Source organism: Cupriavidus sp. FW305-26 (genome assembly GCF_058787975.1).
The window spans coordinates 13,542-30,375 of the sequence record NZ_JBYTAH010000005.1 but is presented as its reverse complement, the minus strand read 5'-3'; the positions used below and the strand labels follow the sequence as shown (position 1 = coordinate 30,375).

Sequence of the window (16,834 nt, the reverse complement as noted above, 5' to 3'; positions counted from 1 at the left end):
GCGCGTTAAATTCGGACTAATTCAGACTTAAGCGTTTCTTGCGACGTCATATCATGCCTGGGTAGTCCTGCTACCGCCCGCTTCGCCGCCCTGGTGACGCGGGCTCTTTTTTGGGTAAAGCGAGCCCGTGCGCAACAGTGGGCAGGCCGATTGCCTGGTGCGGGGCGACTGGGCGATACTGGGCGCGGGAAACTCCACAAGTTTCCCGATTTCTTCATGGACGTTCTGCGGCTCTCTGCTACCGGTCGAGAGCCGTCTTTTTTCGGTCATCGCCCGATTTGACCGCGTGTGTTGCGCGGTCCGCCGCGGGGTGGCCATTCCCATGACGAGTTGCCTGCCCCGACCCGCTCACATTGGCGTTGCAAACAGCTCATTCCTGCTGGATAAGGAAACGCTCGGGCCGCTTGCCCAGCCAAGCCGGCGTCCGGCCACGTCCCGACCAGGTCTTGCCGGTTTTGGGATCCATATACTTCGGCGGCAGCGGCGCTTTCTCGGTGGCAGCGGACGCTGTACCGGCAGGCCGGCCCCGACGACGCCGCGGCGCCACGTCTTCCGGCGACAGCTCATACCGAGTCATCAGCTCGCGAATCTGCTCGATGACGCCAGCGACCTCAGTTGAACGCGCCTCTTCGAGCTGGGCTTCCAACGCTTGCTTCCGCGCCATCAATTCTTGATACGTTGCCATCTTCGCCTCCAATTGTTCAGTCGCTTTTGACTTATACGCATTCTAAAGTCGGCCTGCAAGGTATTCGTTCTCTACCTTCATACGGAACTTAACATTCCATTCACTTTAATGAATATTCGTATGGGCCTGTGACAGCGGTCGGCGGCGAATAAAGTGACACGAAGATATCGCCCTCCCCAGGAATGGCGGCCATTCGCCCCAAAGCCGTAGCTCGCAGAAATAGGTACGCTCGGCGGCGTGAAATCCCATTGGGCGATGTAATGGAGCTCGGCGCAAGCGATCCGCATACAACGAAGGCTTCACGATGAAGTCGCCGCTGCGCATCTGCGGTTGAATGGTGGGCCTCCCGTGAGTCGAACACGGCACCAACGGATGAGTCCGCTGCTCGAACCAGGCATGAGCTAGAGGCCTAATTGGAAGGGGGAAAGCTGTCAGCACAAAGTTTGTCGGGCCTCAGCTTTCCTCAGCAGTGCTCCTACCTTGCGCCAATCGGCTGGTTGCGGATAGGCGTTACCAGCCGATGCAAGGATCACACCGACGCTTCAGGCGAAGCTACAGCTGGAACCACCTTCTTCGCCGAAGCCCGTTTCTTCGTCACGGATTTCACTGCTGCCGCCTTCGGCGCTGCTTTCGCGGCGACCTTGCCCTTGATACCGGGTGCGGCCTTTTTCGCGGCCTCTTTCGTTGCGGCAGCTTTGTTGCTCGTCGCCTTCTTGGCGCCTGCAGCCTTGGCCTTCTTCGCCGCGAGCTTGTCCTTTGCGGCTTGCTTTTCAAAGCGGGCCGCGGCCTTTGCGGCTTCCACGGCCTGGGCAATTTCGCGCTTTGCCGCTTCAATTGCCTTCTTCGTGTCGGCGCGCAACTTCAGCAAGCGCTTCTTCGCTGCCTGAGCCTCACGGGCGAGCACGCTAGCCTTTTTCGTCGGCACTGTCATCTTCTTCGCGGCAGACCTTTTCTTCGTGACTGCCTCTGCAAGAACAGTTCTTTTAGTTGCTGCGACCATGTTGATTACCCGTTAGTTGTGGAGAGCGGAGTATAACCGCAGGGCTGGCGTACCTAATAGCGGTCTGGCTTGTCCTTGTGGGCGCGACGCCTTTGGCAGCCTGGCGCAATTAGCGGCGGCCAAAAAGCGGCATCACGATTGAGCCAATACGGCGCTCTGGCGCAATTGGCGGAAACGACTCATCATTCGCGCCGGCTTCTCACGTCGTTGCCCACCCCTTCCTCTGCTGCTAGCCTGCGCAGCGGACACCGCTACTCTCGATCATTTCGGCGCCGCCTTCCGGCGTTCAGCCGGGGGCATCACGAGGTAGCCAATCGCGCGACGCTCGAGTTGAGCGAGGGGTCACCATGATCAGGCCGTAGTGGCGTGCCTGACCGCTCTTCCACATAGGCTCCGAACAGAGGGTCGGAGATGATCGGCACGCCGCCGATGGTAGGTGCGCGCAACATCGCCTGGTTGCGTTGCTTCATGCTGCTGCGTTGCCGCATTCTTTTGGCTTGATGCCGGCGACAAAGAAGTTTATTGTGGCCGCTCGGTGTACGCTTCCCCGCCCTCCTCGCACCAATCCACCATTGCCCCGGCCACTGTCCACATTGTCGACTGGGGAATCTATCTCGCGGCAGCAGTAGTAGTAGTTCGTTTTTCCAAACCACGACAACGGAGGCCGACATATGCTAAGCCCGCATGAGATCGCCGCGCTACTGCTGCTCGGCGACGAGGAGGAGATCGACGACCTCGAACCTGAGCAATTGGACACCTTGTTGGCTCACAAGCTGGTCACGATGGAACATGGTCATGCCAGCGGCAATGCCTATCCTCGCCTGACAAGTCAGGGGCATTCCATTCTCGAAGCGGTGCGCCGAATTCGGTAGTCAGTCAGCTTTAGCCCAAAAGCAGACGACCGTCGCGGCCGAAGCCGCGAACTGGTTGATAAGCTGTGGCTTCCTGGCGTGTGGCGCCTGTGGCTGGATCCTGGTGCATTGTTCGGTGTCACATTGCCGTGGCAGCGGCTGGCGCGGGCGGCTGCGTGTTGCGCCTATGATCTTTCCCCCGCTTCCCCCGTTCCGCGGCTCCCGTGCCCAGACGCGGACCTCCAGCATATTGCTCGGTTCAACCTGCTCCCATGACGGGACCTGACAAAGACGGCCGCTCCCCGCTTACAATGCTGCTATGCAATATGGATCAGGGCTGAAGAAGCGCGAATAGCCACACGCCCTGTATGTAGTGGAGGAGAAAATGGCGACAGCTCTGGCTGGGACGAAAAGCGAGGCGCTGAAGCTCCTGGAAACAGAGGGAGTAACGGTCGTGGATTTGAACTACGAGTCTGGTTGGCAAGATGCGATTGAGCTTGGCAGGCGGGGTGAAAAGCTCGGTGTACACGTCCAGTATCGCGGCCATGAGAGCATTGCCGTTAGCTCCCCGGCGGCGCTCGTTGGCGGGCTGATTCGCCCGAAGTTGACCTTCCGTCAGCGCAATCTTTACTGCCAATTTGAGCTCAGCAAGCTGCCAACGGGTGAGCTAGAGCGCCTGGAGGCAAAGGCGGCCAGGCTTGGCGATTACATCCTCGCGGGACACCTAACAAGGGATGTCGATGCGGTGTGGTCGGAGTAACGCATCGCCAGGCAGCCTTGGTGAAGCCGAGATCAGATTCAGCTCCCCGAGTCACGCCTTGATGCTCTGCCCCGCCCCAACAGACCCGCATGGGGACGAGCACGGCCAGTGTAGTCGTACCTAGCCACGGGCCTTTCTACCGGAGCAGCTCAAAGATCTCTTTTGCGTGCTCAAGGTGGCGCCTTCTGCTCTGACAGCGTCGATGCCTTCGATTTGATCGCAGCCGGAGGAGGCCTGAGCCTCGGCAGCCTGCGACTAGCGCTGAAATCGCGGGAGGATGCTGAGCTCGCCGAGTGCTTGTGTCCGAAGGTGCACGGTGCCGGTCCGGACGATTTCCGGACGTGCCCTTCGCGAAACAGGTGATGGTATCGCCCGTGAGCACCGATACGGGATATGCGCCTCGTCGAGCGCGGTGGCAACGAGCTCGAGCATGCTGGTGAACTGCGAGAACAGGAGAATCTTTCGACCTTCCTCGACGAGGCAACACTACCCACCGCATATTGCGGCGCACAACGTCGTCCGGTATTATTCAAAATTCCCCCATTCTGCGCACACCGGATTCCGCGAGAGGCATTCTGACCTCGACTGTCCGTGCGTCATTCCACGATTTCGTTCGCACCCCGACAGGCTTGAACAGCCGTCATGTCCGCGACGATCGTCGGCCAACCTGTCGAGGAGAGTGTATTGGCAAATCCAGTTCGCGACGATTCAGCATCCCGCACGATCGCGGTCACGTCAAAGACCGGCCGCCGCTCTCCAAAAGGAAAGATCCAGGCGGTCGCAACACCGCTGGACATCGCGTCCATGGCGCGCCAGGACGAGGAGCGTCAACGCCAGATGCGCGCGCTGATCGCGCTTGGCCGTGAGCGCGGCTATCTCACCCACGCGGACATCAACGATCACCTGCCCGACAACTTTACGCAAACTGCTGCGATGGAGACGATCGTCAGCACATTCAGCGACATGGGGGTGGCCGTGTACGAGCAGGCGCCGGACGCGGAGACGCTCCTGTTAAGCGATGCCGCGCCTGCCGCGGCATCCGACGATCAGGCGGATGAGGAAGCGGAAGCTGCACTGTCGACCGTCGATTCCGAATTCGGCCGCACTACTGATCCGGTCCGGATGTACATGCGAGAAATGGGCGCCAGTGAACTGCTGACTCGCGCCGGCGAAATCGAGATCGCAAAACGCGTCGAAGGCGGCCTGCAGGACATGATTCAGGCGATCGCCGCGTGTCCGTCAGTCGTGTCCACGATTCTTGCCGATGCGGACCGCATCGTTGCCGGCGAACTGCGTATCGACGAACTGGTCGATGGCATCAGCGACGACGTGAACGAAAGCGAAATGGCGCTAGAGTCCGATGACGTTCAAGTGGAAGCAGACGCCTCCGACGATGACCCGGATGGTGATGACGCTGAAACGGACGCCGCGGATCCGGAGAAAGCGAACGCAGCCCGCCTCGAACAACTCACGATCGACAGTCTTGCGATTTTCGCGCGCGTGCGTGTACTGTTCGAGCAGTTGCCGGATGCACCCGTTACTGGGAAAGCCCGTTCCGCAGCCGTTGCGCAATTGCGCTTGGAGATCCAGCGTGAACTGGCTCCGATCCGCTTTACGGCCAAGACTATCGACCGCCTGTGTGCCAGTGTGCACGAACAGGTTACCGAGGTTCGTGCAATCGAGCGCAGCATCCTGGAGATCGCCGTCGACCGTTGCGGCATGCCACGCGAGGCGTTTGTCGAGTCGTTCCCGGGCCACGAGACCGACCTTGAATGGACCAGCCATCTGGCGGCGACTTCGCGGCAGTTTGGCGCAGCGCTCGAGCGACATCTGCCGGCCATTCAGGCCGGCCAGCAGAAACTCATAGACATCGAGGCCGGGGTCTCGCTGCCGCTCCAGCAGCTCAAGCGGATCAACCGCCAGATGAGCGCCGCGGAGTTGAAAATGCGGCAGGCCAAGCGAGAACTGATCGAAGCGAATCTTCGTCTTGTCATTTCAATCGCCAAGAAATACGTGAACCGCGGCATGCAGTTCCTGGATCTAATCCAGGAAGGCAATATCGGCCTGATGAAGGCGGTGGACAAGTTCGAATACCGGCGCGGCTGGAAGTTTTCGACGTACGCCACTTGGTGGGTCCGGCAGGCTGTCACGCGTGCGCTTGCCGATCAGGCGCGAACCATTCGTGTGCCGGTCCACATGATCGAGATGATCAACAAGCTGAATCGGATTTCGCGCGAATTCCTGCAACAGACGGGACAGGAAGCGCATCCCTCCGTCCTCGCCGAGCGCATGGAGATGTCCGAGGAAAAAGTGCGCAGTATCCTCAGGATCGCGAGGCAACCTGTCTCGCTCGAGACCCCTGTGGGCGACGACGCCGACGCGACGCTCGGCGACATGATTGAGGATGTCTCTGCGAGTTCACCGGCTGAGGCCGTGATTCACGCGAACATGCGCGCCGCGATCGATGAGGCACTCGACGGGTTATCGCCGCGCGAGGCCAAGGTCCTGCGGATGCGATTCGGGCTCGATACGATCTCGGACCACACGCTTGAAGAGGTCGGCAAGCAGTTCGACCTGACCCGCGAGCGGATCCGTCAGATTGAGAGCAAGGCGATGCGCAAGCTGATGCATCCCAGTCGTGCTGACAAGTTGAGGCCCTTTCTCGAGCGCTGAGCAAAGGCGAGGAGTACGCGCCCCCTTTCGACGCCCTACTCCAGACCCACAGCGATCACGCATCGGCCCGATCGCTGCCCTGGCAGGACGCGTTTGCTGCGCGGAGAACTTACAGCGGTTTGATGTTCGCTGCCTGTTTCCCCTTGGGGCCTTGCTTGACTTCAAAACTGACCTTCTGGCCCTCCTGAAGTGATTTGAAGCCATTTCCCTGAACCTCGGAGAAGTGCGCGAACAGGTCATCGCCGCCGTCGTCCGGCGTGATGAAACCAAAACCCTTCGCATCGTTAAACCACTTGACGGTACCTGTTGCCATGTTCTGAATGTTCCAAGGAAGACTAGTTGTAGATGACGCCACCGGCCTGCGCCAGACGTGCGGCTATCTTGTATCACAGGTGAGCCGTCGCAGACAATCCAGGTTTTTTCGAACGGGCTCCGACGAGCTGTACCATGACGTTGTGCGCGAAGGTTTGCGTCAACTCGCCGGTCAGCGTGGTTTCGACTTCCCCGGCCACCTGAACGCGACCGGTTGCCGCAGCGTGCGATCGCGCTGCAGCAGAATGCGATGTTCGTACAGCCACCGTTTGAGATCCCGCAGCAAGCCATTGCGATCCTGTTTGCCCGAGATCGCCCTTGAACCAGCGCACCACATAGCGGCGCTGATGCTCCGTCATCGCGCCGAAGCCGAGTGCCCGATACGCGCAGGTCTGTGCTCGACCAGCGTGTCGATGTGACATCATAAGGCGCGTACAGCGTGCCGAGATCGGGCGGCTCAATGCCCAGTTGCTCGCCCGGGTGTTGCCTGAGATTGCGCGGTACGTACCGGCAGGCCTCGGTGCGCCCCGACTGCAGTGAAGCGAATGTTATCGCCGAGGGCATCGAGCGCCGTCCCAGCGCGGATGGTGACTGGGCAGACTACGCGAACACCGGTCTAAGCACCGACGCCCGCGGAGTTACCGATCGCTGTGGGAGCAGATCCACGGCCCCGGCTCATGGATCGCCAACCCGTGAGTGAGCCTGGTGGAGTTCAGGTTTCAGACATGAGCATCAACCCACGCCCTCGCCCAGACGAGGCCTTCCGCGACTGCCCGCTGGAAGCTCGGGTAGAAGCCAATCGGATCGGAGGTCTCCAGCACTTGGGTGCCCTTCTCTACGGCCCCCGAAGCTTCGAACGAGCCGTCCCCCATGGGCTTCGCAAAGCCTCGAATGGTGTATCCCCCGTAGGTCTCTGTTGCCATAGTCCCCCCCGTCCGTTTCGGAGGATCGTAGCATGACGAAACAAACGCCCCATCCCGGCCATAAGCGGTCCCTCCACATTGTCAGCGCGAAGCGGTCACTCGCCGTATATCATCAAGGCTCCGCACGAGCGGACCCGCCAAGGAGATCACGTTGAAGGAAAATAGTCTTCGCCTATATGCCGATGCTCAGTTTGCTAGCCCCTACGCCATGTCGGCTTTTGTGGCTCTTCACGAAAAGCGATTGCCATTTGAACTTTCGACTGTGGATCTCGGCAGTCGTGCAAACTATGACGAGAGCTATACAGCCAAGTCGTTGACCCAGCGCGTACCCACGCTGATGCATGGGGACTTCGCTTTGTCGGAATCGTCAGCAATCACGGAGTTCCTTGACGATGCTTTTCCGGAAACGCCCGTATATCCCCAAGACAGATATCTTCGCGCGAGGGCACGCCAGGTGCAAGCCTGGCTCCGCAGCGATCTGATGCCCATCCGACAGGAACGCTCAACTGAGGTGGTGTTCTACGGGGTGTCCGGACCGGCGCTTACCCCTGCGGCCCATGCAGCGGTGCAGAAGTTGTTTCGTGCGGCCGAGGCTTTGCTCTCTGGAGATGCGCCAAATCTCTTTGGGGCTTGGTGCATCGCCGACACAGATTTGGCGTTAATGCTGAATCGCCTCATCCTGAATGGCGATCCGGTACCAACAAGGTTAATGGACTACGCTGCGCGTCAGTGGGAGAGGCCCTCCGTGCAGCGATGGGTTGGACTGAAACGTCCTCCGCTTTGAATGTGCGAAGCCAGACAAGAGTTGACTTTGCGGCTCCAGTCCAATGCTGCTGGCAACCTGACTCTTGTTTCGGCTCGATGTCCGCTCGTCAGAAAAGCGAACGGCGGAGATGGGTTGCGCCGACCGCCGCCTTCCATTCAGCTGACGCCAGTCGACCCGAAGAGTCAGTCAGTTCCTAGCCGAAGCGGCCGTTCCCCGATTACGATCGAAGGGGGAGACTGGTCCCGTGGGCTTCAGAGTGAAACTTCGACAAACTGCTCGCCGGCCATCGGATAGAGGGGCTTGAAGCTCGGCCACCCTTCCGGTTTGAGGCGCCATCTCGAGGTGTGCGGCACGTCGTAGTTGAAGAAGATCTCTGGGTGCTTGCCTTTGGCAATCAGCCGCGCGATCAGCTCGTTGTCGGGATGCCGGTACTTCTTTCCGCTCGTGCTAATCAAGAATCGCGAGCACCGGAGGGACGTCAGGAGATCCAGGTCAGTATTGGCCTTGCTGCCATGGTGAGACACCTTGAGCAGATCGATCGGCTCTTGCTTCGAGTGATGGACCGCGAGCCCAGCCTTCACCACTTCGGCGAACGCGTCTGCGGCCAACAACATGCGCTTGTCGCCGAACTGCAGTAGTAGAGCAATACTGCTGCCGTTGGGAGTGGAGCTATCGGACCGGGACTTTGACTTGGACAACTGTGAGAAGTCTCCTGGGGGCCAAGGGTCCTTGCGTCCCAGTCGGTCACCGGGGCCTGCGGGCGGCTCCGTCGGCGGCAACTCGGGATTCGCCCATTCCTCCGACAGCTTCTTCAGCGCCAAGGCATCTGGTGACAGCACCCGCACCTGTAGCTTGCCTTCAAGGATGACCTCCTTACACGATTGTTGGATCGTGCCCCTATCCGGAAACGCGTGATTCCAGGGAAGATTCCGGCGCCGGATCAACTTCGACAGAGCGTCGCCTTCACTCGGACCAAGCCTGTCTGCCTGTCGCAGGTGTTGATAGCCGTTGAACCATACGTCCGCGATGTCGAGCCACTCGGGCGGGTCGCTCAGCAGTTCGATCATCCCCTCGATGTGATCGAGGTCATAATGCGTCACCACCAGAGCCTCCAGTCGAAGCCGGCCGTTGACGCATAGCGGCTTCAGTACGGCCAGCAGCGCTTCCCGGGTGCCAGCGGGTCCGCCGTCGACTAGCACATGGCGAGGCCGGTCCGGGTTGCCGTAGCTGACGAGCAGCGCGTCGCCGTGTTCGGCTTGGATGGCTCTGATTCGAAACATGCGCTTCTCCACTCCGCTCATTTGTTGCCGAGCACCGTGTCGGCATCGCCGAATGCCACCAGGGCCAGGCCAAGCGCGATCTCGTCCGCCAGGAATTTGCGCCGCAGCGTGCCCATGATCTCCCCGACCAGAACAGGTGTCGGTGACTTCGCCGCACTGAGAAACCCAATCGCTAGATCCCGTGCCGCCCGATTGGCATGGCGACCTAGCACGTCCGTCATCGCCGCTACGACCATGCGCGCGCCATGCCTCAACAACACCGTCGGCAAGGTGCCCCCCGGCAGGTCTCCGTAGCCGGTGCTGCATCCAATGGTGATTGCCACGGGCGCCCCCATCCCGACATGCATCCGGGATATCCCCGCCAGGTTGAGGCCGACCTCTTCTTCCAAAAAGAGTTGGGTATTCTCCATGTGGACCACGAGCAGCAGCAGCGACGGGGACTGTTCGGCGACGCGGGCCTTCCAATGGGCCCAGGTTGGAAGCCTTTGAACCCCCAAGGACTTTTCGATGTCGGCGAGTCGAACCACCGCGTGTGGAGCGACGTCTTCGTCTTTGAAGTCATCGGCGCGGTCGCTTGCCGCGAAGGCGACGGTAGACAAGTCCTTGATCTCCAGTCGCGTCCGTGCTCCTGGTGCGGCCGGTCTCCACAGAGGCGCGGGAAGTCCAGGCTTCCATGTGTGTCGTTCGACGATCGCGGACACGCCGACAAAGCCCATGGGGCACAGCTGCACGGCGGCCTCCCGAATGGGACATCCCGGAATGGCATGTCCGCTCTTCAGGCATCCGTGGCGTTGTGAGCACAGTTCCGCATCGCTCGACTCCGGCACTGTGCCTTCATAAAGATACTCGATCGGGAAAAAGGCATTGCTCTGCGTCACCAGCTGGACGCGTGTCAGTTGGCCCGGCCAGGTGGGCACGAGCTCGCGGAGGCTGGACAACAGCAGGGAACCCTGATTGGCCAGGTCAAGCAGCATCGGCGCAAGCGGCGTTTCGGGGTCCACCACGGCCTGTTGAAGGATAGCCAACAGCTTTTTGCGGGCCTTCTCGGTGTCCGTATCGGTCAGCGGGGAGAAGATCGCTTCGCCCTCGGCGGTAATCAATGCGACGCTGGGCTGGTTCCCGAGGCTGTCGTTGACCAGCAGGGCCAAGTCGAAGTTCTGCTTCTTGCGATGAACGGGCGTCACGACATTCTCGATGAAGAAGTGGATCGCCTCTCCAGGGGCTGATTGAAGGCGAGCGGTCTGGAGAATGCGCGCGCCGTCGCTCACCACGAGGCGCAGATCGACGGGACCGTTCCTGATCTCGCGAGAAAACGTGACAGCCTCGGAATCCCCCGTCCTTCTCACGGTCAGCGGCCGAGTGACCGGAGCACTTCCGATCTCAAGCAGGTGGACCATCAAAACTTTACTGTCGCCGTCCCACTCGACCTGCTGTTCCGGGAAAGCCGGGCGAAGGCTGTGCAACGGCGTCCTGAGTCGGATATCGACGACGATGTCCACCACGCCATGAAGAGGCCAAGTCTCGAGCTCCCGATGGCCCTGCCGGACACGGGAATCCAGCACCCTCTCCATGGGTGGAACGTGACGCTTGGCGTCGGTGCCCGGCCGTTCGCCATCGATCGTCGGCAAAAATGGCGTGAGCTCGGGGGCATCCAGCAAGACCTCTGGCGACGGGGCTGCTCGCTGCGCATGGGTCAATCCGAGGTAATCGCCGCGCCTCTCCTTGATCAAACTCTGGCGCAGGAATCGGGCGCTACCCACGATAAACGTTTGAGTTGATGCCAAGATTCGGCCGCTGGCATTCGATTGAGCATTGGCTTCCTCAATGGCGTCTCCGAGGGGCAGTCCAAACTCACCCCATGACGTCAGCTGAAGTCGGAGCCATTCGGTGATCTGTCCGTCATCGACGTCGACATGAATCACGCACTGCGCGCTGAACCGGTCCCGCAGACTCTCGATCTGGGCCAGCAGATTTCCCCCCTGCCTGCCATACAAGATCACGACCCGAGCCGCGACCATATCGCCCAGTGCCGCCAACGATTCGGCAACGACGATGTCGGCGACCTTGGCATCAGGACGCCAGACGACGTGGCGAGGCAATACCTCGTCGCTGCGAAGGCGATCGAGCGCGAACCGAGTGCCTGCGATGACGCGCAGCGGCGATTGCTCGGTCGCAGTCAATGGGAAACGGGGTCGAGTGTTCCGTGGCCAGTCCGCGAAGACGCGCTCAGGCCCCACGACCGTCGAGAGCTCAAGGGCGACCGAATTGACGGTTTCGGCATGTCCTGGCCAACTCCATACCGACCTGACCACCTTGATGCACAGCGGCCCGCGACGATTCAGCGACGCGAACGCCCGGGCAATAGAGATGGCGACCAGCGGATCCACCCACTTGTCGGCCTCCATCACGCTCGCGTCGCCGCCCCACTTGGCGAGACCACTCTTTGGCACCGCACGTTCCAGCGCGTCACGCGCGTCGCCAGGGTCGTTCCACCAGGTCCAATCATTGCTTTCGAACAGAATACCGAGCCCCGCCCGCGCGGCGGGGCCAAGGTAGGCGTCCTCTTCGCCCAGCCATTGGATGTCCTTGTCTTTCTTGTCCATTCGGAAGTGCCAGAGATCCCTCCGCCTAAATCATGCGGGGAAGGTGAAGGCCAATTGAGCCAGAGAGCCCCGGCTGTAAGGCAGTCGACCTCGCGCCGTCTGGAAAATTTTCCAGGCCGCCATGAAGGCCATGCAACGTACGCCGTTAAGCCATAGGCTGGGCACCGCGTGAGCTTCTAGTTCGCTTGGGGCAGGACGGATGCGCCTAACGTAGCCCGTTCAAAAGCTCTTGAACGGGCTACGGGGCATCATTGCGATGCTCGCTTGTCGGCGGTGAAGTAGAGATAGAGTAGCCCAACGGGAGCTACGAAAACCGCAAAAACCCAGCAGAACGCCATAGTGATGTACTTGGCAAGGAGCATCAAGAACGCGTTCATGAAGAAGGCGTTGTTACCAAGGATATAGCTGACAACACCTTCGTAGACAAAGCGTGAGTAGGGGTAGAGAAGCGAGCTCACACTTAGGAAGAGCACCATCGCGAGTGACATCCACTCACTCTTGCTATGGCTCCAGGCAAATATGAAGATCGCTGGGAAGATGAGGCCGAACAGGAAGTGGCGAATATAGCTTTGGAGCGAAAGGCCGCCAAACGACTTAACAAGTGCGGGATGCATGTGCTTACAATGATAGTTTGCTTGTACGGCGACAATTGCGCCTAAGCATGTAGTACGGCAAATCTTGCAAGGCTTTCATACCTCTTCGGTAGGGGGTAGTGAGTTCCTGCTCAAGTAATGAGCACCTCGGCACTGCTCACACCGATATTTTGATAATTGAGCGTCGGTGGACCGTACTGCACCGGACGCTCTTTGCACTTCGGCCCGATCCTGCCGCCAGCTTATCCCCAAGCGATGCTGGAGGACATCAAGCTTTTTCGCCAATGAGCAAGCGTGCCCAGGCTTCGCCGGCTCGCGCAGCGCCTAACATCGACAGTCATCGTTTTCGCACAACCGAATTCTGTACGTTCTCGTCGCGCGCTGTCGCCAAGATCCAGGCTGGCGACTGAACGATGCGTTCGGGCAAGCTACAAAATGGCTTCAAACATCGGCCGGAAGAACAATTTCCTGCAGCGATTCTTGAAGCAACTTTGTTACCGTCATCGCTCAATCGGCGTGCCGGCGGAGCAGCAGCAGGAAAAAAATCGTGCAAACTGACATGAATCGTTGGTTTGCATAATTTTGTTCCTGGATTTTGCAGCATTTTGTTCCCGACCCCAATGGGCAGTTTGCCTGGCACGCTGGAGAACGCACGCGGGCGGTAAGCGCGGCAGGCTCCGCTAGCTCGCGCAGCGCCAGCGGTCAGCGATGGGCACCGTTTTCGCACAATGAACCGCCCCGGGTTTTGAGGAGGCTCCAACTCTTGAGAGCAAGCAGAACAAGTATTCCCCCGAAGTCCGCGAGCGAGCCGTTCGCCTGGTGCTGGCACAACGTGGAGAGCATCCGTCGCTGTGGGCGGCGGTCAACGCCATCGCCCCGAAGATTGGCTGCTCGGGCCATACCTTGCTGAAATGGGTTGAGCGTGAGGAGATTGACCGTGGGCAGCGGGATGGCGTCACGACTGTCGAGCGTGAGCGCCTCAGGGAGCTAGAGCGGGAGAACAAAGAGCTGCGCCGTGCCAATGAGATCCTGAAGCTGGCCAGCGCGTTTTTCGCCCAGGCGGAGCTCGACCGCCGGCTCAAGTCCTGAAGACCTTCGTCGATGAACATCGCGATGTCTTCGGGGTCGAGCCGATCTGCAAAGTCTTGCAGATTGCCCCGTCGTGCTACCGGCGCCATGCCGCTCGGCTTCGCGATCCGTCGCGACGCAGCGCCCGGGCGATTCGTGATGAGCGGCTGAGGCCCGAGATCAAGCGGGTCTGGGAGGACAACATGCAGGTCTATGGTGCGGACAAAGTCTGGAAACAGATGAACCGGGAAGGCATGGCAGTGGCGCGCTGCACGGTCGAACGACTGATGAAGCAGCTTGGCCTGGAGGGGGTGTGCCGGGGCAAGAAGAAGCGCACCACGGTGGCCGACGACTCGGTGCCGTGCCCGCTGGATCGCGTCAAGCGCCAGTTCCACGCCACACGGCCCAACCAACTGTGGGTGAGTGATTTCACCTATGTTTCAACCTGGCAGGGCTGGCTATACGTGGCCTTCGTGATCGACGTGTTCGCCCGGTGTATTGTTGGCTGGCGCGTCAGCACTTCGATGACCACGGACTTCGTACTGGATGCCTTGGAACAGGCACTTTACGCGCGTCAGCCCGACAATGATGGGACACTTATCCACCACTCGGACAGGGGGTCGCAATACGTCAGCATTCGCTATACCGAGCGGCTCTCGGAGGCCGGTATTGAACCATCGGTCGGCAGCCGTGGCGACTCCTACGATAATGCGCTGGCTGAAACCATCAATGGCCTGTACAAGGCCGAACTGATCCACAAGCGTGGCCCCTGGAAAACCCGTGAGGCCGTGGAGCTTGCAACCCTGGAATGGGTGGCCTGGTTCAACAACCACCGCCTGATGGAACACCTCGGCTATATCCCGCCGGCCGAAGCTGAGGCAAACTACTACCGGCAACTTAGCGACACCGCTGCCGCGCCGGCATCAACTTAAACCAAACAGCCTCCTCGATACCCGGGGCGGTTCACAATCCAATTCTGTTCGTGGTCGTCTCTCAAGCGGTGGTGGCTTTGACTTTGGTGCAATTTGCGACGGTTCCCGAACTCAATTGCGTTGCGGGTAGGGCCAGATACCATTTCACACCGTAATGAAAGGCATCAGTTGCAGCGGACTAAGCAGAATTCCGGAAGCAAAGCCAAACACAAAATTTAAGAAAAACAGCTACTCACCCTCCAGAGTCCAGTCGTAAATTGCATTGGGATGAAGACTACCCCGCCAGCAGCGTCCGGGAAGCAGTCCTGCAGCACGCCGGTCATCCCTCGACGCGGCCCGCGGTCGGGCTGTAGTTGGCGCACAGGATGTCGATGGTCAGCGCGTAGACGGCTCGCCCGAACCGGGTACAGCTACTTCCTGTCGGGGCCTCACGCTGGTGCACCCAGAAGATGCGGGCCATGTCCGAATCGCATCGCCTCGGTGGATCACAAAGGCAATAGCATGGAACCTACCCCCGACATTACTATCTAGGTGCAGTCGGGCATGAGCGCGGCGCTGCTCCTGTACCATACCAAGACTATATCACTTGAAACTCTGAGAAAGTGCATAAAGAGGAACTCAAAGACTGGCTGGCCCGCGGCCGTGTCGGGGCGATTGCCATCGACACGAACGTGTTCGATGAGGAAGGGCAAAACATCCATGATGGCAACCTCCCGTTGCTTCGGCAAGTCGAGCAGGCCGGCAAGCGGCTGTTGGTTCCGGACGTTATTGCTCGGGAAATGGAAAGTCATCTGCGGGAAAAGTTTGGCCAGGAGAAAGCCTTCGACTCGAAGGTCCTGAAGCATCTAAAGAAATTTGCCGCCGACGAGGTGGTCAGCGCTGTCGCGCGCGCCATCCACGAGCATGATCGGGATGCGAAGAAGGCGCTCGACGCCTTCTTCGCGAATGTGACGGCGACAGTGATTCAAGCTTCCGACTACACGTCGCTTGAGTCGGTGATGGATCGATACTTCGCTTCGGAGCCGCCATTTGAGCCAGGCGGAAAAAAGAAAGCTGAGTTTCCGGACGCAATCGCTCTGCTCAGCCTCGAAGGATGGGCGAATAAGAACGATACGAAAGTGCTTTGCGTTACGAAGGACGGCGACTGGGAGCGCTACAGCAATCAGTCTGATCGCCTACTCATCACACCTGAACTCGAAGATGTTCTCGCAGCTTTGGTCCTTGTACGGGGCGAAAAGTTGCCCGATCGTGTCCGCGCTGCCGCCGCCATCTGGCTTGAGTCGGAAGCCGCCAAAGAGAAAATTGAAGCCAGCATCCAGTTCCACCTTGATGACCACTCTCCCTTCGTCGATGCCGACTCATATTGCGGTTTTAACGACGAGGTCGTCGAACTCTATCCAAAGCGCGGCTCGCTTGCGATTGATGCGGCAAATGTGGCAGTGCTCTCCGCCGACCATAGCGACGCAGTCATTTCGGTATCTGTCGACTTCGTCGCAAAGGGGAGATTTTCCTTCGACTTCTTTGTTCCCGACTCAATCGACAAGGATGACGTACCGGTTGGCCACGCCTATGCGACGAGTGAAACCGAGGTGAGAGCCGATCTTTCGATCGGGCTCTATCTCGAGGATTTCGCGGCAGACGAAACCCAGGTGCTGTCGGCGGACGACGTTACGGAGATCACTGTCAAGATGTCGGGCCTTCACTTCGACGTTGGGACGATCGGTCCGGACTATTCGAACGATGCACCGGACTAGAGTGCCTTGGGTCGGACGCTCAGTAAGACGCATCCGAACCGCAGAGAACGGTCGGCCCGGGGCGCTCGCAGTTCCGCAGCTCCATCCTGCCAAGATTGGTCAGAAAGAGGTGCTCGGCGCCTTCCCCTCCGATATGTCGGTTCGCGGCAGAGGGGCGGTCATTACTGAACCAGCCCGTGGACGGCTGCATCGAGTCGCGAACCGCCACCCAAGCTCCGTAGATCGCCAGGATCGAGGCAGACAGCGGACCAATTTATGTTTTAGTATCTCTGGCGAGGTCGAGTATGAAACGAAGGCGCAAGGACGCACTCCATCGGGTACTGGCGCACGATCGCTTAAGGCTGAAAGTGGCGCGGCGCGATCGGAAAATTTGACAAGGAACAATGCGGAGATTTCCGCTATTCGCCCGCCAGCTGTCAACAGGTGAACGTGTACGACTTGGAGCAGATCCGCGGGCTGCACCCCCGCAGTGCGCAGAGACGTTGATTAGTATTCTAGAAAGGTTCTACGCCTCGATTCTGTTACCGTAGACCCTTCAGACTTTATTGGAGAATAAGATTGAGCAACCCGTCCTTTGCAAAGCGCATCGCCGAGATGAACGCGATGTACAAGCTGCCGGCGCAGCCGAGGCCGG

The 16,834-nt window shown here is 59.6% G+C and carries 16 protein-coding genes and 1 other annotated feature; of the genes, 7 read left to right on the top strand and 9 right to left on the bottom strand.

From position 1 onward, the window contains the following. Window positions 1–370 precede the first annotated feature (370 nt). From AC3WQZ_RS05040 to AC3WQZ_RS05030, 3 genes are all read right to left on the bottom strand, one after another. Window positions 371–685, bottom strand: coding sequence for an H-NS histone family protein (locus AC3WQZ_RS05040; RefSeq protein ID WP_058697646.1), 315 nt, complete (start codon window positions 683–685; stop codon window positions 371–373). A 529-nt stretch (window positions 686–1,214) separates the two neighbouring features. After that, the gene (locus AC3WQZ_RS05035; RefSeq protein ID WP_058697645.1) at window positions 1,215–1,685 is read right to left on the bottom strand and encodes a hypothetical protein; all 471 of its coding nucleotides are present in this window, start codon (window positions 1,683–1,685) and stop codon (window positions 1,215–1,217) included. 299 nt (window positions 1,686–1,984) lie between these two features. Further along, window positions 1,985–2,155 (bottom strand): hypothetical protein, encoded by a 171-nt coding sequence (locus AC3WQZ_RS05030; protein WP_158577657.1) that lies wholly within the window; start codon window positions 2,153–2,155, stop codon window positions 1,985–1,987. A gap of 201 nt (window positions 2,156–2,356) precedes the next feature. On the opposite strand from AC3WQZ_RS05030, the gene AC3WQZ_RS05025 reads away from it, so the two are divergent. The 3 genes from AC3WQZ_RS05025 (at window position 2,357) to rpoD (ending at window position 5,969) form a co-directional block, all read left to right on the top strand. After that, window positions 2,357–2,557 carry a hypothetical protein gene (locus AC3WQZ_RS05025; RefSeq protein ID WP_081050240.1) on the top strand — a complete coding sequence of 67 codons (201 nt, stop codon included), beginning with the start codon at window positions 2,357–2,359 and terminating at the stop codon, window positions 2,555–2,557. A gap of 364 nt (window positions 2,558–2,921) precedes the next feature. Next, window positions 2,922–3,296, top strand: a complete 375-nt coding sequence (locus AC3WQZ_RS05020; protein ID WP_058697644.1) for a hypothetical protein — start codon at window positions 2,922–2,924, stop codon at window positions 3,294–3,296. A 642-nt stretch (window positions 3,297–3,938) separates the two neighbouring features. Continuing rightward, on the top strand, window positions 3,939–5,969 hold the full coding sequence (gene rpoD, locus AC3WQZ_RS05015) for an RNA polymerase sigma factor RpoD (protein WP_171514463.1): 2,031 nt from the start codon (window positions 3,939–3,941) through the stop codon (window positions 5,967–5,969). 109 nt (window positions 5,970–6,078) lie between these two features. Here rpoD and AC3WQZ_RS05010 read toward each other — a convergent pair whose 3' ends face one another. After that, window positions 6,079–6,282, bottom strand: a complete 204-nt coding sequence (locus tag AC3WQZ_RS05010; RefSeq protein WP_013954359.1) for a cold-shock protein — start codon at window positions 6,280–6,282, stop codon at window positions 6,079–6,081. Between the two features lie 73 nt (window positions 6,283–6,355). Beyond that, window positions 6,356–6,640 carry a hypothetical protein gene (locus AC3WQZ_RS05005; RefSeq protein ID WP_143010703.1) on the bottom strand — a complete coding sequence of 95 codons (285 nt, stop codon included), beginning with the start codon at window positions 6,638–6,640 and terminating at the stop codon, window positions 6,356–6,358. Window positions 6,641–7,355: 715 nt separating this feature from the next. On the opposite strand from AC3WQZ_RS05005, the gene yfcF reads away from it, so the two are divergent. Next, the gene (gene yfcF, locus AC3WQZ_RS05000; RefSeq protein ID WP_081050239.1) at window positions 7,356–7,988 is read left to right on the top strand and encodes a glutathione transferase; all 633 of its coding nucleotides are present in this window, start codon (window positions 7,356–7,358) and stop codon (window positions 7,986–7,988) included. A gap of 233 nt (window positions 7,989–8,221) precedes the next feature. Here the strand turns inward: yfcF and AC3WQZ_RS04995 are convergent, their stop codons facing one another. The 3 genes from AC3WQZ_RS04995 to AC3WQZ_RS04985 all read right to left on the bottom strand — a co-directional run bounded on the left by AC3WQZ_RS04995 (window position 8,222) and on the right by AC3WQZ_RS04985 (window position 12,467). After that, entirely contained in the window at window positions 8,222–9,250 is a 1,029-nt protein-coding gene (locus tag AC3WQZ_RS04995) for a ComEC/Rec2 family competence protein (RefSeq protein ID WP_058697642.1), read from the bottom strand. Window positions 9,251–9,267: 17 nt separating this feature from the next. Continuing rightward, entirely contained in the window at window positions 9,268–11,853 is a 2,586-nt protein-coding gene (locus AC3WQZ_RS04990) for a hypothetical protein (RefSeq protein ID WP_058697641.1), read from the bottom strand. Between the two features lie 248 nt (window positions 11,854–12,101). Next, window positions 12,102–12,467 (bottom strand): hypothetical protein, encoded by a 366-nt coding sequence (locus AC3WQZ_RS04985; RefSeq protein WP_058697640.1) that lies wholly within the window; start codon window positions 12,465–12,467, stop codon window positions 12,102–12,104. Between the two features lie 392 nt (window positions 12,468–12,859). Between AC3WQZ_RS04985 and AC3WQZ_RS04980 the strand changes: the two genes are divergently transcribed. Together AC3WQZ_RS04980 and AC3WQZ_RS04975 are read left to right on the top strand one after the other, a co-directional pair. Then, complete coding sequence (locus tag AC3WQZ_RS04980) at window positions 12,860–13,009, top strand: hypothetical protein (protein WP_158577656.1); 150 nt, start codon at window positions 12,860–12,862, stop codon at window positions 13,007–13,009. Between the two features lie 253 nt (window positions 13,010–13,262). After that, window positions 13,263–14,446 (top strand): IS3 family transposase gene (locus AC3WQZ_RS04975; protein ID WP_412459403.1). Its coding sequence is split into 2 segments (ribosomal slippage): window positions 13,263–13,503 and window positions 13,503–14,446, totalling 1,185 coding nucleotides; the frame shifts between segments, so codons are not numbered across the junction. Further along, window positions 13,490–13,606: a sequence feature (AL1L pseudoknot), on the top strand. (Overlaps the previous gene by 117 nt.) Window positions 14,447–14,765: 319 nt before the next feature. Here AC3WQZ_RS04975 and AC3WQZ_RS04970 read toward each other — a convergent pair. Further along, a complete protein-coding gene (locus tag AC3WQZ_RS04970) occupies window positions 14,766–14,906 on the bottom strand; it encodes a hypothetical protein (RefSeq protein WP_158577655.1) in 141 nt (46 codons plus the stop codon). 142 nt (window positions 14,907–15,048) lie between these two features. On the opposite strand from AC3WQZ_RS04970, the gene AC3WQZ_RS04965 reads away from it, so the two are divergent. Next, window positions 15,049–16,200, top strand: a complete 1,152-nt coding sequence (locus AC3WQZ_RS04965; RefSeq protein WP_058697637.1) for a PIN domain-containing protein — start codon at window positions 15,049–15,051, stop codon at window positions 16,198–16,200. Window positions 16,201–16,834 lie beyond the last annotated feature (634 nt).

What these genes read in the sequence shown, in the direction of transcription:
- rpoD (WP_171514463.1), top strand. Translation starts at nt 3,939, where the DNA reads ATGTCCGCGACGATCGTCGGCCAACCTGTCGAGGAGAGTGTATTGGCA.
- AC3WQZ_RS04990 (WP_058697641.1), bottom strand. Translation starts at nt 11,853, where the DNA reads ATGGACAAGAAAGACAAGGACATCCAATGGCTGGGCGAAGAGGACGCC.
- AC3WQZ_RS05005 (WP_143010703.1), bottom strand. Translation starts at nt 6,640, where the DNA reads ATGACGGAGCATCAGCGCCGCTATGTGGTGCGCTGGTTCAAGGGCGAT.
- AC3WQZ_RS04980 (WP_158577656.1), top strand. Translation starts at nt 12,860, where the DNA reads ATGCGTTCGGGCAAGCTACAAAATGGCTTCAAACATCGGCCGGAAGAA.
- AC3WQZ_RS05010 (WP_013954359.1), bottom strand. Translation starts at nt 6,282, where the DNA reads ATGGCAACAGGTACCGTCAAGTGGTTTAACGATGCGAAGGGTTTTGGT.
- AC3WQZ_RS05040 (WP_058697646.1), bottom strand. Translation starts at nt 685, where the DNA reads ATGGCAACGTATCAAGAATTGATGGCGCGGAAGCAAGCGTTGGAAGCC.
- AC3WQZ_RS05035 (WP_058697645.1), bottom strand. Translation starts at nt 1,685, where the DNA reads ATGGTCGCAGCAACTAAAAGAACTGTTCTTGCAGAGGCAGTCACGAAG.
- AC3WQZ_RS05025 (WP_081050240.1), top strand. Translation starts at nt 2,357, where the DNA reads ATGCTAAGCCCGCATGAGATCGCCGCGCTACTGCTGCTCGGCGACGAG.
- AC3WQZ_RS05020 (WP_058697644.1), top strand. Translation starts at nt 2,922, where the DNA reads ATGGCGACAGCTCTGGCTGGGACGAAAAGCGAGGCGCTGAAGCTCCTG.
- AC3WQZ_RS04985 (WP_058697640.1), bottom strand. Translation starts at nt 12,467, where the DNA reads ATGCATCCCGCACTTGTTAAGTCGTTTGGCGGCCTTTCGCTCCAAAGC.
- AC3WQZ_RS04970 (WP_158577655.1), bottom strand. Translation starts at nt 14,906, where the DNA reads ATGGCCCGCATCTTCTGGGTGCACCAGCGTGAGGCCCCGACAGGAAGT.
- AC3WQZ_RS04995 (WP_058697642.1), bottom strand. Translation starts at nt 9,250, where the DNA reads ATGTTTCGAATCAGAGCCATCCAAGCCGAACACGGCGACGCGCTGCTC.
- AC3WQZ_RS05030 (WP_158577657.1), bottom strand. Translation starts at nt 2,155, where the DNA reads ATGAAGCAACGCAACCAGGCGATGTTGCGCGCACCTACCATCGGCGGC.